Annotated in this window: 16 protein-coding genes and 1 pseudogene; 6 read left to right on the plus strand and 11 right to left on the minus strand. The window is 73.7% G+C overall.

Features of this window, described 5'->3' with window-relative positions; all coding sequences use genetic code 11:
- The first annotated feature begins 209 nt into the window (after nucleotides 1-209).
- The 3 genes from IF04_RS0103480 to IF04_RS0103490 are packed head-to-tail and all read left to right on the plus strand — an operon-like array spanning nucleotide 210 to nucleotide 2,541.
- Nucleotides 210-974, plus strand: a complete 765-nt coding sequence (locus IF04_RS0103480; protein ID WP_030250630.1) for a LamB/YcsF family protein — start codon at nucleotides 210-212, stop codon at nucleotides 972-974.
- A 56-nt stretch (nucleotides 975-1,030) separates the two neighbouring features.
- The gene (locus IF04_RS0103485; RefSeq protein WP_030250632.1) at nucleotides 1,031-1,672 is read left to right on the plus strand and encodes a 5-oxoprolinase subunit B family protein; all 642 of its coding nucleotides are present in this window, start codon (nucleotides 1,031-1,033) and stop codon (nucleotides 1,670-1,672) included.
- Nucleotides 1,669-2,541, plus strand: coding sequence for a 5-oxoprolinase subunit C family protein (locus IF04_RS0103490; RefSeq protein WP_030250635.1), 873 nt, complete (start codon nucleotides 1,669-1,671; stop codon nucleotides 2,539-2,541). Before IF04_RS0103485 ends, IF04_RS0103490 begins: the two co-directional genes overlap by 4 nt.
- 78 nt (nucleotides 2,542-2,619) lie before the next feature.
- Here IF04_RS0103490 and IF04_RS0103495 read toward each other — a convergent pair whose 3' ends face one another.
- From IF04_RS0103495 to IF04_RS0103530, 8 genes are all read right to left on the minus strand, one after another.
- A complete protein-coding gene (locus tag IF04_RS0103495) occupies nucleotides 2,620-3,990 on the minus strand; it encodes an NAD(P)/FAD-dependent oxidoreductase (protein ID WP_030250639.1) in 1,371 nt (456 codons plus the stop codon).
- A gap of 15 nt (nucleotides 3,991-4,005) precedes the next feature.
- A complete protein-coding gene (locus IF04_RS0103500; RefSeq protein ID WP_051830658.1) occupies nucleotides 4,006-4,590 on the minus strand; it encodes an XRE family transcriptional regulator in 585 nt (194 codons plus the stop codon).
- Nucleotides 4,591-4,711: 121 nt separating this feature from the next.
- Nucleotides 4,712-8,317: a hydantoinase B/oxoprolinase family protein gene (locus IF04_RS0103505; protein ID WP_030250644.1), complete on the minus strand. Its 3,606-nt coding sequence runs from the start codon at nucleotides 8,315-8,317 to the stop codon at nucleotides 4,712-4,714.
- A gap of 90 nt (nucleotides 8,318-8,407) precedes the next feature.
- Entirely contained in the window at nucleotides 8,408-9,550 is a 1,143-nt protein-coding gene (locus IF04_RS0103510) for a glycosyltransferase (protein ID WP_030250648.1), read from the minus strand.
- Between the two features lie 104 nt (nucleotides 9,551-9,654).
- A complete protein-coding gene (locus tag IF04_RS0103515) occupies nucleotides 9,655-10,779 on the minus strand; it encodes a glycosyltransferase family 4 protein (RefSeq protein ID WP_030250650.1) in 1,125 nt (374 codons plus the stop codon).
- A gap of 118 nt (nucleotides 10,780-10,897) precedes the next feature.
- A complete protein-coding gene (locus IF04_RS0103520) occupies nucleotides 10,898-11,785 on the minus strand; it encodes a carbohydrate kinase family protein (protein WP_030250653.1) in 888 nt (295 codons plus the stop codon).
- A 20-nt stretch (nucleotides 11,786-11,805) separates the two neighbouring features.
- Nucleotides 11,806-12,726 (minus strand): pseudouridine-5'-phosphate glycosidase, encoded by a 921-nt coding sequence (locus tag IF04_RS0103525; RefSeq protein ID WP_030250656.1) that lies wholly within the window; start codon nucleotides 12,724-12,726, stop codon nucleotides 11,806-11,808.
- A gap of 309 nt (nucleotides 12,727-13,035) precedes the next feature.
- Nucleotides 13,036-14,460, minus strand: a complete 1,425-nt coding sequence (locus IF04_RS0103530) for a hypothetical protein (protein ID WP_030250658.1) — start codon at nucleotides 14,458-14,460, stop codon at nucleotides 13,036-13,038.
- 342 nt (nucleotides 14,461-14,802) lie between these two features.
- Here IF04_RS0103530 and IF04_RS0103535 point away from each other — a divergent pair, with 342 nt between their 5' ends.
- The gene (locus IF04_RS0103535; protein ID WP_030250661.1) at nucleotides 14,803-16,278 is read left to right on the plus strand and encodes a PP2C family protein-serine/threonine phosphatase; all 1,476 of its coding nucleotides are present in this window, start codon (nucleotides 14,803-14,805) and stop codon (nucleotides 16,276-16,278) included.
- A gap of 123 nt (nucleotides 16,279-16,401) precedes the next feature.
- On the opposite strand, the gene IF04_RS0103540 is transcribed toward IF04_RS0103535, so the two are convergent.
- On the minus strand, nucleotides 16,402-17,886 hold the full coding sequence (locus IF04_RS0103540; RefSeq protein ID WP_030250664.1) for a DNA-binding protein NsdB: 1,485 nt from the start codon (nucleotides 17,884-17,886) through the stop codon (nucleotides 16,402-16,404).
- A gap of 234 nt (nucleotides 17,887-18,120) precedes the next feature.
- Here IF04_RS0103540 and IF04_RS0103545 point away from each other — a divergent pair, with 234 nt between their 5' ends.
- Together IF04_RS0103545 and IF04_RS0103550 are read left to right on the plus strand one after the other, a co-directional pair.
- On the plus strand, nucleotides 18,121-19,254 hold the full coding sequence (locus IF04_RS0103545; protein ID WP_030250667.1) for an aminoglycoside phosphotransferase family protein: 1,134 nt from the start codon (nucleotides 18,121-18,123) through the stop codon (nucleotides 19,252-19,254).
- A gap of 399 nt (nucleotides 19,255-19,653) precedes the next feature.
- Nucleotides 19,654-21,648 (plus strand): N-acetylmuramoyl-L-alanine amidase, encoded by a 1,995-nt coding sequence (locus IF04_RS0103550; protein WP_030250669.1) that lies wholly within the window; start codon nucleotides 19,654-19,656, stop codon nucleotides 21,646-21,648.
- Between the two features lie 103 nt (nucleotides 21,649-21,751).
- Here IF04_RS0103550 and IF04_RS39480 read toward each other — a convergent pair.
- Together IF04_RS39480 and IF04_RS0103565 are read right to left on the minus strand one after the other, a co-directional pair.
- Nucleotides 21,752-22,627 (minus strand): annotated as a pseudogene (locus IF04_RS39480) (aldo/keto reductase); the annotation flags it as partial.
- Nucleotides 22,628-22,656: 29 nt separating this feature from the next.
- Nucleotides 22,657-24,297, minus strand: coding sequence for a glycoside hydrolase family 13 protein (locus IF04_RS0103565; protein WP_030250678.1), 1,641 nt, complete (start codon nucleotides 24,295-24,297; stop codon nucleotides 22,657-22,659).
- Nucleotides 24,298-24,557 lie beyond the last annotated feature (260 nt).

Consider the following 24,557-nt stretch of genomic DNA (forward strand, 5'->3'; position numbering starts at 1 on the left):
CGCGGCCGCCCGCAAGGGCACGCAGTCAATCCCAGATCGGCGAACAAGACAACAACCCTCTTGTCCTATCGTTCAACAATCCTCTAGCTTGATGCGGTAACCGGCCGGCCCGAGCGCCCCAGGAGGACAGCCGCTACGGAAACGGGCCGGCCGGCTCTGCCTTTCCCTGCCCCTGTCCGGCTCCGCCGGCACTGTTGGAACGGACGCCCATGACGGACCCGGTGATCGATCTCAACGCCGACCTCGGCGAAGGGTTCGGACGGTGGCAGCTCACCGACGACGACAGCCTGCTCTCCGTCGTCACCAGCGCCAACGTCGCCTGCGGCTTCCACGCGGGCGACCCGTCGACGATGCGCAGGGTCTGCGAGACGGCCGCCGAGCGGGGCGTCCGCATCGGTGCCCAGGTGTCCTACCGCGACCTCGCGGGCTTCGGGCGCCGCGCCATGGACGTCCCCCCGGACGAGCTCGCCGATGAGATCGCGTACCAGATCGGCGCGCTGGAGGTCTTCGCGCGCGCCGCCGGTTCCCGCGTCGCCTATGTGAAGCCGCACGGCGCGCTGTACAACCGTGCCGTCCACGACACCGAGCAGGCCGGTGCGATCGTGGCCGGCATCCGGCGCGCGGCCGGTCCGCTGCCCGTACTCGGGCTCCCCGGCTCGCAGTTGCACGCGGCGGCGCGCGCCGCCGGGCTGCCCGCCGTCACCGAGGCGTTCGCCGACCGCGCCTACACGGCCGCCGGCACCCTGATCCCGCGCCGGGAGCCCGGCGCGGTCGTCCACGACCCGGACGCCGTCGTCAAGCGCTCTCTCGGCCTCGCCCGCGACCACGCCGTCACCTCCCTCGACGGCGAACGCGTGGAGGTCGACGTGCAGTCGCTGTGCCTGCACGGTGACACCCCGGGCGCCGCGGCCCTGGCACGGCGCGTACGCGACGAACTGACGGCGGCCGGCGTCCGCGTGGCTGCGTTCGCATGACCGCACCCACGACCGCCGGCACTCGTACGCAGCCCGCCGAGTCCCCCTGCCTCCGTATGCGCACCCTGCCCGTGGGCGACCACGGCCTGCTCGTCGAACTGGACAGCGGCGAGGCCGTCGAAGCGCTCCACGCGGAGCTGCTGCGCCGCGCCGCGGCCGGCCGGCTGCCCGCCACCCGCGAGATCGTTCCCGCCGCGCGCACCGTACTGATCGACGGGCTCGCCGAACCGGAGCGGTTCGCGGCCGAGCTGACCGGCTGGGACATCCCCCCGGCCGCCCGCTCCGGGGCACGGACCCTCGAAGTGCCCGTCCGCTACGACGGTCCCGACCTCGCCGACGTCGCCGAGCTGTGGGGCGTCACCCCGGAGGAGGTCGTACGGATCCACTCCGGTACCGAATTCCGCGTCGCCTTCTGCGGTTTCGCGCCCGGCTTCGGCTACCTCACGGGCCTGCCCGAGCGCTACCACGTGCCGCGCCGCGCCACCCCGAGGACCCGCCTCCCGGTCGGCTCCGTGGCGCTCGCGGGCCCGTACACGGGGGTGTACCCGCGCTCCTCCCCCGGTGGCTGGCAGCTGCTGGGCACCGCGGACGCCGTGCTGTGGGACGCCTCCCGGGAGCCGGCGGCGCTGTTCACACCGGGCACCCTCGTCCGCTTCGTCCCGCAACCGTTCGACCCGCACCCGGAGGCGACCCAGTGACCGACCGCGCATTCGCCGTCGTACGCGCCGGAGCACTGACCACCGTCCAGGACCTCGGCCGCGCCGGCCACGCCCACCTGGGCGTCCCGCGCTCCGGCGCGCTCGACGCGGACGCCCACCGCCTCGCCAACCGCCTCGTCGGCAACGGCCCCGAGGCGGCCACCCTGGAGACCACCGTCACCGGGTGCGCGATACGTATGCGCAGCGCCGTCACCGTGGCCGTCACGGGCGCGCCCTGCCCGGTGACCGTCGACGGCCGCCCCGCCGCCTGGGGCGCCCCGGTACACGTACCGGCCGATGCCCTCCTGGAGGTGGGCACCGCCACCTACGGGCTGCGCAGTTACCTGGCCTTCGCGGGCGGCATCGAGGCCGAGCCGGTGCTCGGCAGCCGCGCCACCGACCTCCTCTCGGGGCTCGGCCCCGCCCCGCTCACCGACGGCGCCGTGCTGCCGCTCGGCACACCGGGCGCGCCGGTGCCCGCGGCCGACGCGGTCCCGCACGCCGGCCCGGCACGCGAACTGGTCCTGCCCGTCCGCCTCGGGCCGCGCGACGACTGGTTCACGGAGGCGGGGCTGCGTACCCTCCTCACCGGCGTCTGGCGGGTGTCGTCCGCGAGCAACCGCATCGGGCTGCGTACCGAGGGCCCGTCCCTGGAGCGCGCCCGGGACGGCGAACTCCCCAGCGAGGGCATGCCCCTGGGCGCCGTCCAGGTCCCCCCGAACGGCCTCCCGGTCCTCTTCCTCGCCGACCACCCCACGACAGGCGGCTACCCGGTCATCGGCGTCGTACGGGAGTCCGCACTCCCCGCCGCCGCCCAGGCCGCACCGGGCACCCCGGTGCGCTTCGTACGGGCACACAGCGGCGCCTGAGGGCCGGCAGCGACCGCGTTCCGAGCAGTACGAGGGCCGGCATCCCGGTGCCCACGAAGGCCGCCGGGAAGAACAAGGTCAGCGTCCCGAGATGCGGTCGGCGATCTTCGCGATCGGTGCGGTGGTGGTGCGGCGCGTGGCCTCGCTGCGGTCCGCGGCACGGTAGGCGGCGTACATGCCGTGTACGCCGAGCCAGCGGGCGGGCTCCGGCTCCCAGGCGCGTGTCCGGTGGCCTGTCCACGGCAGCCGGGTCAGGTCGGTGTCCTGTTCCAGTACGAGGTCCCGCAGGGTGCGGGCGGCCAGGTTGGTCGCCGCGACGCCGTGGCCGACGTAGCCACCGGCCCAGCCCAGCCCCGTGCGGCGGTCGAAGGAGACCGAGGCGCACCAGTCGCGCGGCACAGCCAGTACTCCCGACCAGGCATGGTCGATCCGCGCGCCGGCAGTCGCGGGCAGCAGCCGGGCCAGGGTGTCGCGCAGCGCCCGTACCGTCTTCGGGCTGGTCCGGCCGTCCCGGTCCACGCGGGACCCGAAGCGGTACGGGACGCCGCGCCCGCCGATCGCGATGCGGCCGTCGGCGGTGCGCTGTGCATACGTGTAGGCGTGCGTGAGGTCGCTGAGCAGTTCGTGCCCGTCCCAGCCGATGGTCTTCCACGCCTCTTCGGGCAGCGGTTCGGTGACCACCATGGAGGAGTTCATCGGCAGCCAGGTGCGGCGCTCTCCGTGCAGGTCGCTGGTGAACCCCTCGGTGGCCCGGAGGACGCGGCGGGCCCGCACCGTCCCGAAGGGCGTCTCGGCGCGCCCCGGTGCGATGCGGGTGACGGGCGTGGACTCGTGGATCGTCACCCCGAGAGCCGCGACCGCCTGGGCGAGGCCCTGCACGAGCTTGGCCGGGTGGACACGGGCGCAGTGCGGGTTGTGCACGCCGCCCAGTGCGCCGGCCACATCGATACGGTCGCGCACCTCGCGCCCCGAGAGAAGGACTTCGTCCGCGTTGCCCCAGTGCACGGACTTCTCGTGTGCGGCGCGCAGGCGCGGCAGCTGGGCGGGCCGGTGGGCCACGGTCAGGTAGCCGCTCTTGACGATGTCGGCGTCGATGCCCTCGGCCCCGGCCACCGCGATGACCTCGTCCACCGTGGCGTTCATGGCCCGCTGCAGCTCCCGTACGGACTGTGGCCCGCGCTCCCGTGCGTACACCGCGGGGGAACCGGCGATCTTGCCGCTGAGCCAGCCGGCGTTGCGCCCCGAGGCCCCGAAGCCGGCGAACTCCCGCTCGAGTACGACGATGCGGAGGCCGGGGTCGGCCTTCTTGAGGTAGTACGCGGTCCACAGTCCGGTGAAGCCGGCGCCGACGATGCACACGTCGGCGTCGACCGGGCCGTCCAGGGGGTCGCGCCGGCTGGGGATGCCGGTCTGGCGGTACCAGAAGGAGATGTTGCCGTTCAACGTCATCGCGACCTCCGTCGCTCAGTAGCTGGGCGGGCTGATCACCCACAGGACCCTGGCGCCGTCGCCGCCGGTCTCCACGAGCTTGTGGGGGACGGCACTGCTGTGCCGGATGCTGTCGCCGGGCCCGAGGGCGAAGCGCTCGCCTTCCAGGTGGAGTTCGACCTCGCCCTCCAGCACGTAGAGGAACTCCTCGGAGTCGCCGTGCGTGTAGGGCCGGTCGCCGGTCGACCCGCCGGGCTCGAACTCGCCGAGGAACGCCTCCAGGTGGTGCTGCGGGCCCGGGGTGAGCCGGAACTTGCGCCCCAGCACCCCGAAGGTCAGGCTCGGCGCCGCGGCCGCCTTCAGGACGCGCGGCCCGGTCGTGTAGTCAGCGGCGAAGAGGTCGCCCATCTTCAGGCCGAGCGCGGCGGCGATCTGCTGGAGCGTGGCGATGCTCGGGTTGGCGATGCCGCGTTCGACCTGGCTGAGGTACCCCTCGCTGATCCCGGCGGCGTCGGCGACGGTCCGCAGGGTGCGCCGCCGGGCGCGCCTCAGGGCGCGCAGCCGGTGGCCCACGGGAACCTCGTCGGGCTCGTACCGCTCGTCGGCGGTCTCGTGTGCCATGCCCGGGAACCTAAGACCCACCGGCCCCCGGGACAAGACTTCTTGCACAGCTACTCAGAAAACTTAACTGCTGTGCGGCGCGGGCTTTTCGCGGACTACGGACTGTTCGGAGACTGCGGACTTACGGGCGCCCCGGGGGCCCGTAGCCGCCCCCTCCCGGCGTGCGGAGCACCAGCACGTCGCCCGCGCCCACCTCGGCCACGTCACAGCCCTCCAGCCGCTCCGTGCCGCCCTCCGCGCGCTCCACGCGGTTCTCGCCCGGTGCGCCCGGTCCGCCGCCCGCCATGCCGTACGGCGGCACCCTGCGGTGCCCGGTCAGCAGCGCCACCGTCATCGGCTCCAGGAAGCGGATGCGGCGGGTGACGCCGCAGCCGCCGTGCCACCGCCCGCGGCCGCCGCTGCCCTCCCGTACGGAGAAATCCTCCACCCGTACCGGATAGCGCCACTCCAGCACTTCGGGGTCGGTGAGGCGGGAGTTGGTCATATGGGTCTGCACGGCGTCGGCGCCATGGAAGCCGTCACCCGCGCCGGAACCGCTGGCAACCGTCTCGTAGTACTGCACGCGGTCGTTTCCGAAGGTGATGTTGTTCATCGTGCCCGCGCCCTCGGCCTGGACGCCCAGCGCCCCGTAGAGCGCGCCGGTGACCGCCTGGGAGGTCTCCACGTTCCCGGCGACGGTGGCGGCCGGGAAGACCGGCGCGAGCATCGAACCCTCCGGGATGCGTACTTCAATGGGCTTCAGACAGCCGCTGTTGAGCGGGATGCCCTCGGCCACCAGGGTGCGGAAGACGTACAGGACGGCGGCCATCACCACGGAGCTGGGCGCGTTGGCGTTACCGGGCTGCTGGGGCGAGGTACCGGCGAAGTCGAGCACCGCGCTGCGCGCCTCCCGGTCCACGGTCAGCGCGACCCGGATCTCCGCGCCGCTGTCGGTCTCGTACCGGAAGGAGCCGTCGGCGAGCCCGGTGATGATCCGGCGCACCGACTCCTCGGCGTTGTCCTGCACGTGGCCCATGTAGGCACGCACCACGTCGAGACCGAACTGCCCGATCATCTTGTGCAGTTCCCTGATGCCCTTCTCGTTGGCGGCGATCTGCGCCCGGAGGTCGGCGATGTTGGCGTCCGGGGAGCGCGAGGGGTACGGCCCCTCGGTGAGCAGCCGCCGCGTCTCCTCCTCGCGCAGCCTGCCGTCCCGCACGAGGAGCCAGTTGTCGAAGAGGACGCCCTCCTCCTGGATCGTGCGGCTGAAGGCGGGCATGGAGCCCGGCGTGATGCCGCCGATCTCGGCGTGGTGACCGCGGGAGGCCACCAGGAAGAGCAACTCTTCGTCCCGCTCGTCGAACACGGGGGTGACGACCGTGACATCGGGGAGGTGCGTTCCTCCGTGGTACGGATCGTTGATCGCGTACACGTCGCCGGGGCGCATGTCGTCCCGGCGGCGGTGCAGTACCTCCTTGATGGACTCGCCCATCGAGCCCAGGTGGACGGGGATGTGCGGCGCGTTGGCGATCAGATTGCCGGCGGCGTCGAAGAGCGCGCAGGAGAAGTCGAGCCGCTCCTTGATGTTCACGGAGTGCGCGGTGTGTTCGAGGCGCACGCCCATCTGCTCGGCAATGGCCATGAAGAGGCTGTTGAAGACCTCCAGCATGACCGGGTCGGCTGCGGTGCCGACGGCCGTGCGCTCCGGACGAGCCTCGACCCGGGTGAGCAGCAGATGTCCGTGGTCGCCGGCGGCCGCCTGCCAGCCGGGGTCGACGACGGTCGTCGCGTCGTCCTCGACGAGGATCGCGGGCCCGGTCACGGCGTCCCCGGGCCGCAGGTCCTCCCGGCGGTACAGCCGGGTCTCCTGGCGCCGTCCCTCGACGAACATCCGCACCGTGTCCAGCGGCCGCAGCTCGCCCTCTCGATCCGCGGCGAGGCTGCGGTGTCCCGAGGTGCCACCGGCCGCGCCGACGGCCTCCACAGAGGCCGCCTCGGCGATCAGCGGCTTGTCCATCGTGAAGGCGTACCGGGCGCGGTGGACGCGCGCGAACTCGGTCGCCATGTCGTCGGCGTCGGCCAGCGGCACGGGGATGCCCGCGTCGGTGCCCGCGTACCGGAGGACGACGCGGGCCCGGGTGGTGATGCTCTCCTCGGGCACGCCGTCGGCGCGGAGCTCCTCACGGGTACGCGCCGCGAGGTCGTCACAGGTCGCGCGGACGCGGTCCATGGTGCCGGCCGTCAGCTCGGTCTCGATGGACTGCTCGCGCATCGCGGTGGCGTCGGCGACGCCGATCCCGTACGCGGAGAGCACGCCGGCCAGCGGCGGGACGATCACGGTGCCGACGCCGAGCGCGTCGGCGACCGCGCAGGCGTGCTGGCCGCCCGCGCCGCCGAAGCTGGTGAGCGCGTACCGAGTGACGTCGTGGCCGCGCTGCACGGAGATCTTCTTGACCGCGTTGGCCATGTTCAGCACGGCGATGTCCAGGAAGCCCGCGGCGACCTCCTCCGGGCCGCGCCGGTCGCCCACCGCCCGCCCCGCCTCCCGCGCGAGCGCTTCGAAGCGCTCGCGCACCACGTCCGCGTCCAGCGGCTGGTCGCCGTGCGGCCCGAACACCGCGGGGAAGTGCGCGGGCTGGATGCGGCCGAGCATGACGTTGGCGTCGGTGACGGTGAGCGGGCCACCGCGGCGGTAACAGGCGGGCCCGGGGACGGCGCCCGCCGAGTCGGGCCCCACCCGGTAGCGGCGGCCGTCGAAGTGCAGGACGGAGCCGCCGCCGGCCGCGACCGTGTGGATGTTCATCATGGGTGCGCGCATCCGGACGCCCGCGACCTCGCTGCCGAAGACGCGCTCGAACTCGCCTGCGTAGTGCGACACATCGGTGGACGTGCCGCCCATGTCGAAGCCGATCACCTTGTCGTGCCCGGCCTCGGCGGCGGACCGGACCATGCCCACGACACCACCGGCCGGCCCGGAGAGCACCGCGTCCTTCCCCCTGAAGTGCTCCGCCTGCCGCAGCCCCCCGTTGGACTGCATGAACATCAGCCGGATACCGGGGAGTTGTGCGGCGACCTCCTCCACGTAGCGCCGCAGGATCGGCGACAGATAGGCGTCCACCACGGTCGTGTCGCCGCGCGGTACGAGCTTCATCAGCGGGCTCACCTCGTGCGAGCAGCTGACCTGCGTGAACCCCGCTTCCGTGGCCAGCTCGGCGAGCTGCTTCTCATGGGCAGGGTGGCGGTAGCCGTGCAGCAGCACGATGGCGGCGCTGCGGAAGCCCGCTTCGTACGCAGCGGCCAGCGCTTCCCGGGCCGCGTCCGTATCGAGGGGCGTGACCGTCTCCCCGTGCGCGTCCACGCGCTCCGGTACCTCGATCACCCGGTCGTACAGCGCGTCCGGCAGCACGATGTGCCGGTCGAACAGCCGGGGCCGGTTCTGGTAGGCGATGCGCAGCGCGTCCCTGAAGCCGCGCGTGGTGACGAGCACGGTGGGCTCACCCTTGCGCTCCAGGAGGGCGTTGGTGGCCACGGTGGTGCCCATCTTGACGACGGCCACCCGCTCGGCGGGCACCGGCTCCCCGGGGCCCAGCCCCAGCACCTCACGGACCCCGGCGACGGCCGCGTCGTCGTACCGCTCGGGGTGGTGCGAGAGCAGCTTCCGGGTGACCAGCGCACCGTCCGGCCGCCGCGCCACCACATCGGTGAAGGTCCCGCCCCGGTCGATCCAGAACTCCCAGCGTCCGGTCATGCGGCCATTGTGACAACGGACCGCCGCGCACGGCGGGACCACTCGGTGCGCGTGGCTTCCGGGAGGCCAGCCGCGCGGCAACGCCGATCGTCAGCCCCGGACGCCCTGCGCCTGCGGAACGGTCAGCGGGGCCGCGTCATGGGCCGTGAGGAAGGCGTTGACCGCGGTGTGCCAGCCGAAGTGCTCGGCGCGGCGGCGGGCCATGGTGCGGCGCGGCCCTTCGGGGCGGGCCAGGACGCGCCGTATGGCGGCGGCGATGCTGTCGCCGTCGTCGAGTGCGGTCTCGCCCGCGGGGCCGATCAGCCCGGCGAGGGCGGAGCCTGCGTTGGCCACGACCGGAGTACCGCAGGCCAGTGCCTCCAGGGCGGCGAGGCCGAAGGTTTCGGCGGGGCCGGGTGCCAGGAGGACGTCGGCGCTGGCCTGGAGGGCCGCGAGCGCGCCGGGGTCGGCGACGTGGCCGAAGAAGGCCACCGGCAGGCCCTCGGCGCGGGCCCGGGTCTCCAGGCGGGCGCGCAGCGGACCGTCACCGGCCACGGCCAGCGCGGCATCCGTCCCGTCGGCACGGAGCCGCGAGAGGGCCTCCAGGGCCCTTCCCGGGCGCTTCTCGACCGACAGCCGGGAGCACAGCAGCAGCACGGCGGACGCGCCGCCGCCGATCCGCCGGCGCAGCTCCTGGCTGCGGCAACCGGGGTGGGCGCGGGCCAGATCCACGCCGAGCGGCGCGGTGACGACATTGCGCGCGCCGGTCCGGGTGAACTCGGCGGCCGCCCACTCGGTCGTACAGACGACGCGGCTGTACGCGTGCGCCGTACGGGAGTTGAGCCGGTCAGCGACGGATCGTGCGGCGTGGCGGGGCACGCCCCAGGTGTGCAGCACCCCGTCGACGCTCTCGTGGGAGACCATCACCGCCGGCACCCGGGCACGCCGGGCCCACTCCCCGGTCCAGCGGAGCGTGGTGCGGTCGGAGACCTCCAGGCGGTCCGGCGCGAGGGTGTGCAGCAGGCGCTCCAGACGCGCCCGGCCGGTGAGGACCCGGTAGCCGCCGGTACCGGGCAGCGTCGGGCCCGGGAGGGTGATCACCCGTCCCTGTACGGTCTGTTCGTCGCTCGCGGCCGGGCCCGGGACGACGAGTACCGGGTCGTGGCCGGCCGCCCGGTAGCCCTCGCCCAGTTCGCGCAGCGCTGTGCGCAGCCCGCCCGACGCCGGGGTGACGAAGTTGGCGAGGCGGACGATGCGGAGGCCCTCGCGGCCCGTGCCCCCGTGGTGCGCCGTCCCCGCGTGCCCCGTCCCCGTGTACCCCGTACCGCTGTACTCCGTACCGTTGCGCCTCGTGCTGCTCACGCCGCCACCGCCTCCCGTTGTCCCAGTACGTCCTCGTAGTGCGCCAGCAGCCGGTCGCCGACCGCCTCCCAGGTGCGGTCCGCGACCGCCGCCCGGCCCGCCGCTCCGTAGGCGGCGCGCAGCTTCGGATTGCCGGCGAGTACCTGCACCGCGTCGCGGACCGCGGTGGCGTCACCGGGCGGTACGAGCAGCCCGGTGCGCCCGTGGGTCACCAGGTCCAGCGGGCCGCCCGCCGCGGGCGCCACCACCGGCACCCCGCTGGCCATCGCCTCCTGCACGGTCTGCCCGAAGGTCTCGTACGGCCCGGTGTGCACGAAGACATCGAGGGTGGCGAAGAGCCGGGCCAGTTCGTCCCCGGTGCGGCGGCCGAGAAAGCGTGTCTCGGGGAGCGCGGCGCGCAGCCCCGGGGCACTCGGCCCGTCACCGATCACGACGGTCCGCACCCCCGGGAGTCGCGCCGCCTCCCGAAGCAGCCCGACCTCCTTCTCCGGGGCGAGCCGCCCGATGTAGCCGACCAGCACCTCGCGCCCGGCGGCCAGCGAACTGCGCAGCACCTCGTCGCGGCGGGCCGGGTGGAAGCGCATGGAGTCCACCCCGCGCGGCCACAGGCGCACCCGGGGCACGCCGTGCTCGGCCAGCTCCCGGGCGGCGGCGGTGGAGGGGGCGAGGGTGCGGTCCGCCGCGGTGTGCACGGCGCGCAGCCGCCGCCAGGCCGCCCCGGTACCGGCGCCCAGGTACGTGCGGGCGTAGCGCCCCAGGTCGGTCTGGTACACGGCGACGGCCGGCACGCCCAGCCGGGTCGCGGCCGCCATGCCGCGCACGCCGAGCACGAAGGGGCTCGCCAGGTGGACCAGTTCGGGCCGGTGCGCGGCGAGCGCGGCGGCCAGCCGGCGGCCCGGCAGCGCTACCCGTACCTGCGGGTATCCGGGCAACGGCAGTGAGGGCACCCGGACGACCGGGCACGGCAGGGCCCGCCCGCCCTCCGGGTCCTGAGCCGCCGCCGGGGCGACGACCAGTGGTTCGTGGCCGCGCCGCACCAGGTGCCGGGCGGTTTGCAGGGTGCAGTGTGCGACGCCGTTGACGTCGGGCGGAAAGGATTCGGTGACGATGGCGACACGCATACTCGTGTTGTCGGCGGGCCGGGCGTGGACCGGGCCACGGGGATCTTTCCAGCGGGGGAACGTCCCATGAGCGTTCCCCCGTCGGGGCGGTGCATCGGCGCCCTTGAGGCCCCGGGTGTCAGGCCGACGCCCCCGGTGTCCGCAGGACCCGCGCGGCAGTGGCGTGCCCGGCCGCGCACGCCGCACGAATGCCGGCACCCGTCAGGGAGGCGGTGAGGTAGCCCGCGGCGAACGCGTCACCCGCGCCGGTCAGATCACGGACACCGTCGACCGGCGGGACGGCGATCCGCAAGGGCGGGTGGCCGGGGGCGAGGACCGTGGTCGGACGGGCACCGTCCTTGACGATCACCGTGGTACCGGGCAGCCGGTCGGCCAGGGCACGCAGGTCGGCGCCGTCCGGGCCCGTCCCGCCGACCCCGCGCGCCAGCGACGCCGCTTCGGCGCGGTTGGCGAAGAGGACGTGCGGCGCCAGCGTGCCCAGTAGTCGCAGGAACCGCCGCTCCCCGTAGGCGCGCAGCATCCCGGTGGACGACGCGTCGACGGACACCGTTCCGCCGCGCGCGGCCGTACGGCGCAGCGCGTCGGCCGCCGCCGTCCCGGCCGGCTCACCGGCGAACGCGTACGCCGGTACGTGCAGGTGCGCAAGGCCGTCGGTCCACTCCGGGGCGACCGGCTCCAGGAGCGTGGCCGCGCCCCGGTACGGCAGCATCGTGCGCTCACCGGACGGGTCGATCAGTACCACGACGCTGCCGGTCCGCCCGGCGCGCTGGACGCGGACGTCGACGCCGTGCGACGCCAGCTCCGCAACGAGCCGGTCGCCCTCCGGGTCGGCGCCCACGCAGCCGATGAACCGGGTGGGATGCCGCTCCCCCGCGAACGCGGCCACGTTGGCCGCGCTGCCGCCGCGCACGCGGTACATCGTCACCTCGGTGTCCGAGGCCGCCCGCAACGGCTCGCGCAGCCACACCACATGGTCTTCCAGCAGATCCCCGAGGACCCCGAGCACGGCCCCGCCCCCTCCGTTGCTCAGTCGGCGGCGGCCCGCGCGATCGCGGCGCCGACGGTGACGTTGTTGCGGTAGACCTCGGCGTTGACGTCCAGGCTGCGGCCGCCGGTCGCGCGGCGGATGCGGTCCAGCAGGAACGGCGTCGTGGCGGCCCCTGAGACGCCCTCTCGCGCCGCCACGTCCCACGCCTCGGCCAGCACCCGCTCGTGCAGCTGCGGATCGAGCTGGCGATCACGTGGTACGGGATTGGCGACGAGCAGCGCGGAGCGGAGGCCGAGCGCGTCCCGGGCCCGGATCATCGCGGCGATCTCCTCGGGTGACTCCGCCGACGTGTCGATCCCGTGGCCCGAGTCGGCGACGTAGAAGCCGGGGAAGCGGCGCGTGCGGTAGCCGACGACCGGGATGCTCAAGGTCTCCAGCCGCTCCAGGGTCGCCCCGATGTCCAGCACCGACTTCACCCCGGCGCTGACCACCGTCACCGGGGTGCGGGCGAGGGTCACCAGGTCCGCCGACTCGTCGAAGCTGGTGCGCGCCCCGTGGTGCACCCCGCCGAGGCCCCCAGTGGCGAACACCTGGATGCCCGCGAGATGGGCGAGGTGGGCGGTGGCGGCCACCGTCGTCCCGGCGTCCCTGCCGGTGGCGATCGCCCCCGGCAGGTCGCGGACGCTCGCCTTGGCCACGCCGTCCGCGGTGCAGAGCCGCTCGATCTCGGCGTCGGAAAGGCCCACGGTGGGGGCGCCCGCCACCACGCCCGTCGTCGCCGGCACCACGCCGTCGGCGCGCAGGATCTCCTCGGCCTCGCGTGCGATGGCGAGGTTGCGCGGCCGGGGCAGCCCGTGCGTGAAGATCGTCGACTCCAGCGCGACGACGGGGCGCCCGGCGCCGAGTGCCCGGCGCACCTCGTCGGACACTGCGGGGAGGTGCGCTGCCTGCCGGGTCATCTCCTGCTGCCTCCTGGGACGCGACGACGCGGGACCTCGTGCGGCCACGGGCGTACCGCGCTCGGCACGAAGGCGGTGCGGCGATCCCGCACTGCTGTTCTCTGCCCGTATCGGCTACGCCCTATCCCGTAGGGGCGTCCACGGCCGCGTACTCCGTGGGGCGGTCGGCCACGCCCGCACGGGGGTCGGCAGCGCGTCGTACGGAGGGCGACGACGCGCCACATGAAGGAGGGCGGCACAAGGGGCCCCGGGGACGGCGTCCCGGTCCCCCGTAGGGCGGCGCCCCGCCCCCGTAACGCGGCGGGCCCCTCAGACCTCCGCCGCGTCCGGCCCGATCCGGCCCCGTACCGCGGTCTGGACCTCGGTCTCCTCGGCCGGATCGGCGGCGAGCCGGCGGAGCTGTTCGACGACGCGGGCGTCGCCGGTCGCGGCCGTACGGGCGGCGAGCTCCCGGGTGGTCTCCTCGCAGTCCCACAGGCACTCGACGGCGAAGCCGGCGGCGAAGCCGGGGTCGGTGGCGGCCAGCGCGGCGGCGGCCCGGCCGCGCAGGTGGGAGGAGGAGGTTTCGCGGTAGATGTGGCGCAGTACGGGCGCGGCGCACTCGACGCCGAGCCGTCCGACGCCGTCGGCCAGCTCCCACAGGCCGGCCGCGTCCGGGCCCTCGGCCTGCACGGTCCTGCGGAGCACGGCGAGCACCGTGTCGGCGTCCTGGATGCCGCCGCGGCGGGCCAGCAGCGCGGCGGCCACCGCGCCCAGCCGGTCCGGGCGGCGGGCCCACACGCGGGCGCGTTCGACGGCCGCCACGGACCGCATACGGCAGAAGGCACCGGTCGCTGCCTCGACGAGCTCCGGGCAGGCCAGCGGGTCGGAGGCGGCGGCCTCGATCAGGTCGAGCGCTTCGGCGTCGCCCCGTTCGGCGAGGTGGCGCAGGGCAGCCGCGCGGGCGGCGTCCGGACCGCTGCGCGCGGCCGCCAGCAGCTCGGGGCGGTCCTCGGGGCCGGCCACCGCTGCCAGGCAGCGCGCCGCCGCGCCGGTCCGCCACTCGGCGGGCCGCTCGGCACGGCCGTCCTCGGCCCACTGCAGGATCTCGCGGACGCTCCAGCCGGGGCGCGGGCCGCTCGGCGTGAGCTGGCGCTGCCAGCGGTCAAAAGAGCCCTGCTCGCCCGCGGCACGCACCCGGGCGCCGTACCGGGCGTCCTCGGCCCACAGCCGCCAGGGGCGGGGCTCGAACGCGTCCCGTACGGCAGCGGCCAGCTCGGCCTCGCCCTCGGGGGTCTCGGGGAAGCGGGCCAGTACGGCGGGCGCCAGGGACAGCAGGCCCTCGTCCTCGTCGCGCAGGGCGAGCTCGTCCAGGGCCCAGCGCCAGTTGCCGCCGACCGCGGCGTAGCTGCGCAACAGGAGCAGCGCGGCGTCGCGCCCGTAGGAGGCGAGGTGGCCCAGTACGGAGAGCGCGAGGCCGGTGCGCTCCTCACGGGTGTCCGTGTGGTCGTCGGGGTGGAAGAGGTGCCGTTCGATCTCTTCGAGGCCGCCGTCGAGCTGCATGTAGAGGCGTGCGTAGTACAGCGAGCGGTTCTCCAGCTGCCAGTCGCGCCGGGGGTCGCGCAGCACGCTGTCGTTGAGGGCGGCCAGGGCCTCGGCCCGGGGCGCCGCCAAGGCATGCAGGGTCCCGTCGCCGCGGCCTCGCTGGAGGAGGCCGAGCAGGGTGCCACTGGGCGCTATGTCTGGATCGAACATGAGGTCAGCATCCGGTGCGGGGGACTGGCTGGCAACGGGATTTCCGCTGACCGGCATTCTTGCCGGTGTCCGCGGGCCGTATGCGTCGTTCCCCACAGTGGATCGGCGGAACGACTGCCGTACGGCGGCCGAAGCCTAGCCCGGAGCGACGGATTCCGCAGCGTCCGGGCGGGTTACCGAGGCGCAGCCGGGGGCATATGCCATGCGCACCACCGTATCGGGTCATGCCAAATCCCTTACGCGCGGTCGCAGCCTGTGCAACAGTCGTTACCGGCCCTTCCATCAGACATGGCCGACGAGGCCACAGACATGGCCGCGCGCCGCCTGATATCGGAGTACGTCATGCCGTCCCATCTCTTCGCGGACCATCATCACGCGCAGCCGCCCGAGCGCGGCGCGGTCGACGCACTCATCTCACAGGCACGCCGGCTCCGAGGCAGTCTGGACGCGGTGCGCCGCGAGGCCGCCGCCGAGGGCCACCCGGACGAGGACGCCCGGCTGCGCTGGCAGCGGGCGCTGTGCGACCTCGCGGTCCACCACCTCGACGACCTCGGTGGCCATCTGGACCAGCTCAGAGAGGGACTGCCGGCGGGGCCCCCGGAGGGCATGGACGAGTCCCTGCCGCATCCCGCGGCGCCGCCCGGCCCCGACCCCGAGGCGCACGCCCGCGGCTCGCTGCTGACCCGCGTGGGCAGCGCGGAGTGGAACCTCCTCACCGACGAGGCGAGCTGGTCCGAAGAGCTGTTCGGGATCTTCGGCCGGGAGCCCGCCGACGGGCCGCTCACCCTGGACGAGCTGCCCTCCCTGATCTTCGCCGACGACCAGCCCCTGGTGACCGCGATGGTCACGGACTGCCTGGTGGACGGCAAGCCGATCGACGGCGAATTCCGCATCGTGCGCCCCGACACGAGCGTGCGCACGGTGCACATGGTGGGCGAGCCGGTGCTCGACGCCGACGGCAGCACGGCCTGCATGTGGGCCGTGCTGCGCGACGTCAGCGAGCTGCGCCGCAGCCAGAGGGCGGTGCGCGAGACCCGTGACTCGCTGCAGCGCCAACGGCACATCGCGCAGACCGAACACCGGCTTGCGGTCGAGCTGCAGGAAGCCGTGCTGCCGCCGTGGCGCGGCTCCCTGCGGTTCCCGCACGGCGGCCCGGTCGCCCTGGACCTCGCCGCCCGTTACCTCCCTTCCGGGTCCAGCGCCCTCGTCGGCGGCGACTGGTACGACGCACTGCAGCTGCCCGACGGGCGCACGCTGCTGAGCGCCGGCGACCTCACCGGGCACGGCGTGACCGCCACGTCGGGCATGGCGATGCTGCTCGGCGCGCTGCGCGGCATGGCCGTCTCGGGCCAGGAGCCGGGCCCGATGATGGGCTACCTCAACCAGCTCCTGGACACCTCCGCGCAGCCCGCCCTGGGCAGCGCCGTGTGCTGCCGCTTCGACCCCGCCACCCGCAGGCTCGACTGGGCGCAGGCCGGGCACCCCGCCCCGCTGCTGTTCCGGGACGGGCAGGGACAGGCGCTGCAGCCGCCGGAGGGCGTGCTGCTGGGCGCGACCTCCGGAGCCGTGTACACGCAGCGCAGCGTGCAGTTGGAGCCCGGCGACCTGCTCGTGCTGTACACCGACGGGCTGGTGCCCCGGCGCCGTACGCCCGACGCGGACAGCACGCACGAAGGCGCGGAGCGGCTGCTCGCCCTCGCCCCCCGGTTCGCGGCAGCGCGGAGCGCGCAGGACAGCGTCCGTATCGTCGTCGAGGAGTTCGGCACCGCCGAACGGGAGGACGACGCGTGCGTGTTGATCGCCAGGATCGGTGACTGACCGGCGGTACGGACAGCACAGGAGACTGACAGCACAGGAGGCACAAGGGAAACCGCCCCGAGGTCTTGGGGGCAGCGTCTCCCACGCAGACGTGTTGTGCTTGTGCGGTGGTCCAGCGGCCGTTCAGGCCTGCCCGTTGCGTTCCTTCGGCTTCTTCTGCTTCGGCAGGGCGAGCCTGATCTCCTCGCGCAGGTCCTGGACCTTGGCGTAGTCGGAGTACTGCCCGGTCAGTCGGTACATCTCGCGCAGCCGGTCCCAGGTGCGGTGCGAGGAGTTCTCCCCGATCGACATCAGTGCCAGCCGTGCGTACCGGTCCGCCTGTTCGGGATCGTTGGCGATGAACAGGGCGGAGGCCATCGACAGATAGTCGAAGATCTGCGAGCGCTGGTAGCCGTCCCTGCGCAGCGCCAGCGCCTGCCGCGCGTGCCCCTGGGCGACCTTGGCGGCCTTGGGGTCGTGCTCGGCGAGCGTGCGGTACGCCAGGGCCTCCATGCCGTGCAGGTCGGCCTCGTCGAAGTTCTGCATCCAACTGGGCGGCGGCACGTCCCGCTTGTCCGAGACGAACAGCTCCTCGGCCTCGCCGAGGGTGCGCCGCATCGCCTGCCCATGGCCCTTCGACGCCTGCGCCCACGCCTCGATCGTGTGCAGCATCGCACGCGTGCGCGGCAGGGTCTCCTCGCCGGAGCCGGACTGGGCGAGCTTCATCAGGTCCAGAGCGTCGTCCGGGCGGCCCAGATGGACCATCTGGCGCGCCGCCCGGGACAGCGCCTCGCCGGCCCGGGGGCGGTCGCCGCCCTCACGGGCCGCGTGCGCGGCGATGACGAAGTACTTCTGGGCGGTGGGCTCCAGGCCCACGTCGTGGGACATCCAGCCGGCCAGGACGGCGAGGTTGGCCGCCACGCCCCACAGCCGCCGCTGCAGGTGCTCGGGATGGCGGTAGGCGAGCATCCCGCCCACCTCGTTGAGCTGGCCCACCACGGCCTTGCGCTGCAGCCCGCCGCCGCGGGACGCGTCCCAGGCGCGGAAGACCTCCACCGAGCGTTCCAGCGCGTCGATCTCCTGGGAGCCGACGGGGGCCGCTTCGTAGCGGTCCAGGCCGGCCTGGTCGAGGGTATGGGGGCCGAGGGGGTTGTCGGTACGGGGCGCGTCGGCTGCCAGGGCCGGGTCGGCGTGCAGCCAGTCGTACATGGCGCTGCTGAGCGCGGAACCGGCGGCGAGCGCCGCGCCCGCGCCCACCAAGCCGCGTCGGTTGAGCATGAGGTCCATTCCCGTGAATTCCGTGAGGACCGCAGCCGTACGGTCGGGCGGCCACGGCAGGCCGTCGGCGGCCTGCCGCTTCCCCGCGCGCCCTGAGCGTGCAAAGCCGAGGTCCTCGGTGGTTACGACACGGCCGAGGCGCTCGGTGAACAGGGATGCCAGGACCTTCGGTACCGGATCGCGCGGGGTCTCCCCCATGTCGATCCAGCGCCGGACTCGGGACGTGTCGGTCGCCAGCTGCGGGTGGCCCATGGCCGCCGCCTGCCGGTTGACCAACCTCGCCAGCTCGCCCTTCGACCAGCCGGCGAGCTGGAAAAGGTCCGCGAGACGGGTGTTCGGCTCCCTGTTCACGTCAAGCCCCCAGGTTCCTCGACTGAGTTGACAGTAACCGGCCGTCATGTGCCGGGCGAGCATTCGCCAGGGTTCGCCAGGGTGCGCCAGATGGTCTGCCACCCGTAGTCGCGTGTTCTGTAGAGACGCAGCCCCCGGCCCGGTGGCGGAAACGCATTCCCCAGGGTGTCGCAACCCTCACCGGGCCGGTGGCGCACCGCCACTCGTCGGCGCACGAAGGGACCTCATCCACCCATGTACGCAGCATCGTCCGCCGCGACCGCCCCGCCCCGGCCGTACCGCCCGCAGCCCACGGGCAGCGGTCCGTACCTCGATCCCGCTCACTCCTCGGGAATGGCCGCCGGGCCTCCGGGCGGCCGCCTCCGGCGCCCCCAGGGAGCAGCACCACAACCGCTCAGCGGGAGACTCGATTTGTCCGGCCCCCAGGGCGCGCAGTTGCGCGCGGCGGTCGCCTCGGTGCAGCGCATCTGTCCGGAGTTCAATCCCGTCCAGGTGCTGCGGCGGGGTGGTAAGTCCGTCCTTCTCGTAGGCACCACCGGGCGCACGACCGCGGTGGCGAAGTGTTTACTGGACCACTCGCCGGCGTGGGTCGAGCGGTTCCGGCACGAAATAGCTGCGTATCGCGCCTTCGTACGCCACCGTCCACCGGTGCGCGTGCCGAGGTTGGTCGCCGCGGACCCTGACAACTGCACGCTGGTCGTCGAACGCATGCCCGGCCGGGTTGCCTCCGTGCAGCGGCACCCCACGGACGGGCCGCCGCGTGCGGACGTCCGGGCCGCCCTCGGGGCGATCTGCCGGATCAACCTCTGGCGCCCGCCGGCCGGGATGTTCGACGCCCCCCTGGACTACGGGAACCGCATCGGGCGGTACCACGACCTCGGCCTGCTGACCGACCGGGACCTGGGCGACCTGCAGAAGCTGATGCACGGCATCGCGCACTCCCCCGGTCAGTTCTGCCACGGCGACGCGCTGCTGAACAACGTCCTGCTCTCGCCCGCCGGCCCGGTCCTGCTGGACTGGGAGCACGCCGGCTGGTACTTGCCGGGCTACGACCTGGCGACCCTGTGGTCGGTGCTGGGAGACGCACCGGTCGCGCGCCGCCAGATCAGCCAGCTCGCGCAGGCCGCGGGCCCCGCCGCCCGGGACTCCTTCCTGGTCAACCTGATGCTGGTACTGACCCGGGAGATCCGGCGCTACGAGACCGCGGTGCAGCGGACCATGCGGGAGGAAGTACCGCCCGGTTCCACCGGTCAGGGACAGCCGGGGGCGCCCGCGGCGGGCGAGGAACAGCGCCTGCTGCTGCGGCGGCTGCACGACGACGCCCAGATGGCGCGGCGTGCGGTACGGGCGGCGGTCGGCACCCGCTGATCCGCCGACGGGGGAAACGGAGCGGCGCGCCTGTGCTGGGGCGCGCCGCTCTCGTATGCGCGCTTCGAGGCCGAGGCGCGCCGCCTCGTATGTGCAGGGGTGGCGTACGGTGGCGCGCTCCGGGGCATCACCCTCACGCACCCTGTGGCGGTGCGGAGTCCGAGTGGTGCACGGCCCGGCGTTCCCTCCGGCAGTGGTCCATTCCACTGACGCGTCCCAGGCCCGGCGCCCGGTGCGCGAAACTTCTCCGGCCCCGCGCCGACCTGCGAAATCGACCGATTACGGGGTGATTGACGGATCGTCGGTGAACCGATACCTCTTGATGGGTTCCCGCACGCCCAACGGCGCACCATCCGCCACACCGCCCGGTACGGGACGGGCCGGCCCGAGGAGGCTGCATTGCGAGGATCCGCACCTGTCGGCGTCGCCAGACGCGACGCCCCCCGAACATCCCGCAGGACAACGAGGAGGGCCGGTACCGCCGTCGCGGTGGCCGCCCTCCTTCTGCCACTGGTCTCGGCCGCGCCCACCGCCACCGCGGGCGCGGACGCCGGTTCCCTCCAGCGCGCCTTCGCCGACGCCTCCGCCCGGTACGGCGTGCCCCAGAGTGTCCTGCTGGGCGTCGCCTATCTGGAGTCCCGCTGGGACGGGCACCGGGGCGCGCCCAGCGTGGCCGGCGGCTACGGCCCGATGCACCTCACCGACGCGCGGACCGCGCTCGCCCGTGAGGCGCCGCACCACAGTGAGGGCACCGAGGACGCCCGCGGCGACGACGCGCGCCCCCGGAAGACCGCCGAGGCGAAGCTGCCGAAGGCCTCGGAGCTGCCGGCGCGGCTGCGGACCCTGCCGAAGGCCGCGGCGCTCACCGGCCTGCCCGCGCGCGAGCTGCGCGAGAACGCCGCGGCGAACGTCAGCGGCGGCGCGGCCCTCCTCGCCGACCAGCAGCGCAGGCTCGGCCTGAAGGCGAGCGCCGACCCCGCCGACTGGTACGCCGCGGTGGCCCGCTACTCGGGCGCGAGCGAGGCGAAGAGCGCCACCGTCTTCGCCGACCAGGTGTACGACGTGCTGCGCGCCGGCGCGTCCCGGACGACCGACGCCGGCCAGCGCGTCACCCTCGCCAAGTCCCCGGGCCTCACCCCCGACCGCGCGCAGACCCGCGTGCTGGGCCTGCGCAAGGCGCAGTCCGGGAGGACCGAGTGCCCGCCGGACGTGGCGTGCGAGTCTGTGCCCGCTCCGTACCAGGAGCTCGGCGACGGCGACTACGGCAACCACGACCTGGCGGACCGCCCCGAGGACCAGTCCGTCGACTACATCGTCATCCACGACACGGAAGCGACGTGGGAGACGACCCTGAAGCTGGTGCAGGACCCGACGTATGTGTCCTGGCACTACAGCCTCCGGTCCGCCGACGGGCTGATCGCCCAGCACGTCCCGACCAAGGACGTCGGCTGGCACGCGGGCAACTGGTACGTCAACTCCCGCTCCATCGGCCTGGAGCACGAGGGCTTCCTGGCGGCACCGGACGCCTGGTACACGGAGGCGATGTACCAGACCTCCGCGCGCCTGGTGCGGTACCTGGCGCGGAAGTACGACATCCCCCTCGACCGGCAGCACATCCTCGGGCACGACAACGTGCCGGGGACGACCACCGCCTCGATCAAGGGCATGCACACCGACCCGGGCCCGTACTGGGACTGGGACCACTACTTCATCCTGCTGGGCAGGCCGCTGGTGCCGACCGCGGGGCCGCACGGCGGGCTGGTCACCATCCGTCCGGAGTACGAGGAGAACCAGCCCGCGTACACCGGCTGCGAGAAGGCGGGCCAGCCGTGCGCCGCGCACGGCTCGGGCGCCGTACGCCTGTACTCGGCGCCCAGCGAGGACGCTCCGCTGATCAAGGACGAGGGGCTGCACCCCGGGGGCGCTGACTCCACCACCGGGGTGAACGACACGGGCGCCCGCGCCAGTACCGGACAGCAGTTCGCGGTCGCGGAGCGGAAGGGCGACTGGACGGCGATCTGGTACCTCGGCCAGAAGGCGTGGTTCCACAACCCCGGCGCGGAGCCGACGGCGGTGCACGCCAGGGGCTGGGTGGCCGTCCCGAAGGAGGGCAGGACCGAGATCCCGGTCTACGGCCGGGCCTACCCGGAGAAGACCGCCTACCCGGCCGGCGTCCCGGTCCAGTCGGTCTCGCCGCTCCCGTACGCCCTCAAGGCCGGCCAGCGTTACGCGGTCGGCGACCGGACGCTCGGCGAGTACTTCTACGCACCGACGTTCGACACGAGCAAGCACACGGTCGTGCGCGGCAAGGACGCGTACTACGAGATCCAGGTCGGCCACCGGGTCGGCTACGTCCGCGCGGCGGATGTCGACATCCGCAGGTCGGGCCGCTAGACGAGGCGCGGGGGGCCGCGGGGGCCTTTGGGGCCCCCCGCCGCCCGTTTTCTGTTCCCCCGGGCCGCCTCTCCTCGCGCCCCCGCCACCCCAATTGTTCAACGGTCCGCGCGCCGAGGATCACCGAGGTGACGGCCGGGCGGTCGCGTACCCAGGCCAGCGCGACCTGCGCCATGGAGACGCCGCGTTCCTCGGCCACCGCGCGCACCTCGTCGACGACGGCCCAGGTGCGCGCGACGCCGCCGCGCCGGTCGTACGCCTCGACGCCGCGCTCCGGGTTCTCGCCGAGCCGGGTGGCGCCGGCGGGCCGGGCGTCCCGGCGGTACTTGCCGGTCAGCCAGCCGCCGCCGAGCGGGCTCCACGGGAGCAGCCCGAGCCCTTCGGAGGCGCAGGCCGGCGTGATCTCCCATTCGATCTCTCGGGAGAGCAGGCTGTACTGCGGCTGGAGGGTGACCGGGCGGGCCAGTCCCCGGAAGTCGGCGACGTCGACGGTCTTCTGGAGCTGCCAGCCGGTGAAGTTGGACAGCCCGATGTAGTGGATCTTCCCCTGGCGTACCGCGTCGTCGAGGAAGCGGAGCGTCTCCTCGATGGGCGTGAGCGGGTCCCAGGCGTGCGCCTGGTACAGATCGACCGTCTCGACGCCGAGCCGGCGCAGCGAGGCGTCCAGCGCGCGGTGCAGGTGGCGGCGGGAGAGCCCGGCGCCGTTCGGGTCCTCGCCCATGGGGAAGCGGCCCTTGGTGGCGAGGACGACGCGGTCGGTGACGTCGGCGGGGCGGGATGCCAGCCAGCGCCCGACGATCTCTTCGGACGCGCCCGCGGTGTAGACATCAGCGGTGTCCACGAGGGTGCCGCCGGCTTCGACGAAGCGGTCCAACTGGGCGTGCGCCCCCGCCTCGTCGGTCTCGTGGCCGAAGGTCATGGTGCCCAGTGCCAGCTCCGAGACGGCGCAGCCGCTGGCTCCGAGGGTGCGGTACTCCATGCCGGGAACTCCTTCCGTGCGCGAGGTGGTCACAGCGCGAGCCACACCGCCTGGTCCGGTGCCAGCCGGCCGTCCGCGAGCGGGCCGCTGGCCAGCAGTACCTCCTGGTGGTCCGGGAGGATGTACGGCTCGGCCGAGAGGTTGACGACGCACACGAAGCCCGGCTCGCGGCGCAGGGCGAGCACGCCCTCCGGGGCGTCGAGCCAGGCCATCGTCCCGTCCCCGAGGGCCGGGTGGTCGCGGCGGAGGCGCAGGGCGCTGCGGTACAGGGCCAGCATGGAGCCCTCATCGCCCTCTTGTGCGGCGACGCTCAGCTCGCGCCACTCCGGGGGCTGCGGCAGCCAGGGCTCGCCGGTCGCGCCGTCCGGGCTGAAGCCGTACGGCGATCGCTCACCGGACCACGGGATCGGTACGCGGCAGCCGTCCCGGCCCCGGTCGGTGTGCCCGGACCGCTCCCACGTGGGGTCCTGGAGCACCTCCTCGGGCAGGTCCTCGACCTCGGGCAGGCCCAGTTCTTCGCCCTGGTAGATGTAGGCGCCGCCGGGCAGCGAGAGCATCAGCAGCGCGGCCGCACGGGCCCGTTGCGTGCCGAGTGCAGAGTCGAGGGGGCCTTCGGGCCGGTAGACCTCGTTGGCGACCCACTTCTTGACCACCTTGCGGCCGAACCGGCTGGGGTGGCGGACCACATCGTGGTTGGAGAGCACCCAGGTGGCCGGCGCGCCGACCGAGCCGAGGGTGGCGAGCGAGGTGTCGATGACCTCGCGCAGTTCCCTGGCGTTCCAGGGGGTCATCAGGTAGTCGAAGTTGAACGCCGTGTGCAGGCCGTCCGGGCGTACGTAGTTGGCGAGCCGGTCCGGGGCCTGCGTCCAGGCTTCGGCGACGAACTTCCGGTCGCCGGGGAATTCGTCGGCCACGCGGCGCCAGGCGCGGAAGATCTCGTGCACCTCGTCGCGGTCCCAGTGGGGGTGGTCGAGCCCACCGTGCGGGGCCGGCGCTTGCGGGTCCTCGCGGGGCGGCAGGTCGGGCAGCTCGGGGTGCTTGATCAGCCCGTGCGCCACGTCGATGCGGAAGCCGTCCACGCCGCGGCGGAACCAGAACCGCAGGATGTCCTCGAACTCCGCGCGCACCTCCGGGTGTGCCCAGTTGAGGTCCGGCTGCTCGGGGGCGAAGAGATGCAGGTACCACTGGCCGTCGGGCAGCCGGGTCCAGGCCGGGCCGCCGAAGCAGGACTGCCAGTTGTTGGGCGGCTCGGCGCCGTCCGCGCCACGCCCCGACCGGAAGACGAAGCGCTCCCGCTCGGGGCTGCCCTGCCCGGCGGCCACCGCGGCCCGGAACCATACGTGCTGGTCGGAGACGTGGTTGGGCACGATGTCGGGGATGACGCGGATACCGGCCGCGTGCGCCTCCTCGATGAGCGCCTCGGCCTCCTCGACGGTGCCGAACCGCGGGTCGATCTCCCGGAAGTCCGCCACGTCGTAACCGTGGTCGGCCTGCGGCGACTTGTACCAGGGGTTGATCCAGATCGCGTCCACGCCGAGCGACTTCAGGTACGGCAGACGCGAGCGGATGCCGGCGATGTCGCCGATGCCGTCGCCGTTCGCGTCGGCGAAGCTGCGGATGTAGACCTGATAGATGACGGCGTCGCGCCACCAGGGTGCGGTGCTGGTCATGGGCTGCGTCTCCTTGTACGGGGTGGTGATCGACCGTGTGACTGCGCTGTCAGCCGCATCACGAGCAGTGGGACGAAAGGCGCCAGCGGACGGCGGTCATTCCGTAACAACGCTTGCACGCTAGGAGCGCGGGTGGGGGAAGTCAACGCGTTACGTCGAGGTAATGTGTCGACTACCTCGAAGCGCTATGACCGTTTTTCTACGGGTAGTTGGCGGCCGAAGGGGTGCGGGGCCACCGTGACAGCGCTGTCTCGGAACCG

Source organism: Streptomyces violens (assembly GCF_000717745.1).
Lineage (GTDB): Bacteria > Actinomycetota > Actinomycetes > Streptomycetales > Streptomycetaceae > Streptomyces > Streptomyces violens.

What these genes read in the sequence shown, in the direction of transcription:
- IF04_RS0103480 (WP_030250630.1), top strand. Translation starts at nt 210, where the DNA reads ATGACGGACCCGGTGATCGATCTCAACGCCGACCTCGGCGAAGGGTTC.
- IF04_RS0103485 (WP_030250632.1), top strand. Translation starts at nt 1,031, where the DNA reads ATGCGCACCCTGCCCGTGGGCGACCACGGCCTGCTCGTCGAACTGGAC.
- IF04_RS0103495 (WP_030250639.1), bottom strand. Translation starts at nt 3,990, where the DNA reads ATGACGTTGAACGGCAACATCTCCTTCTGGTACCGCCAGACCGGCATC.
- IF04_RS0103500 (WP_051830658.1), bottom strand. Translation starts at nt 4,590, where the DNA reads ATGGCACACGAGACCGCCGACGAGCGGTACGAGCCCGACGAGGTTCCC.
- IF04_RS0103505 (WP_030250644.1), bottom strand. Translation starts at nt 8,317, where the DNA reads ATGACCGGACGCTGGGAGTTCTGGATCGACCGGGGCGGGACCTTCACC.
- IF04_RS0103515 (WP_030250650.1), bottom strand. Translation starts at nt 10,779, where the DNA reads ATGCGTGTCGCCATCGTCACCGAATCCTTTCCGCCCGACGTCAACGGC.
- IF04_RS0103525 (WP_030250656.1), bottom strand. Translation starts at nt 12,726, where the DNA reads ATGACCCGGCAGGCAGCGCACCTCCCCGCAGTGTCCGACGAGGTGCGC.
- IF04_RS0103530 (WP_030250658.1), bottom strand. Translation starts at nt 14,460, where the DNA reads ATGTTCGATCCAGACATAGCGCCCAGTGGCACCCTGCTCGGCCTCCTC.
- IF04_RS0103535 (WP_030250661.1), top strand. Translation starts at nt 14,803, where the DNA reads ATGCCGTCCCATCTCTTCGCGGACCATCATCACGCGCAGCCGCCCGAG.
- IF04_RS0103545 (WP_030250667.1), top strand. Translation starts at nt 18,121, where the DNA reads ATGTACGCAGCATCGTCCGCCGCGACCGCCCCGCCCCGGCCGTACCGC.
- IF04_RS0103565 (WP_030250678.1), bottom strand. Translation starts at nt 24,297, where the DNA reads ATGACCAGCACCGCACCCTGGTGGCGCGACGCCGTCATCTATCAGGTC.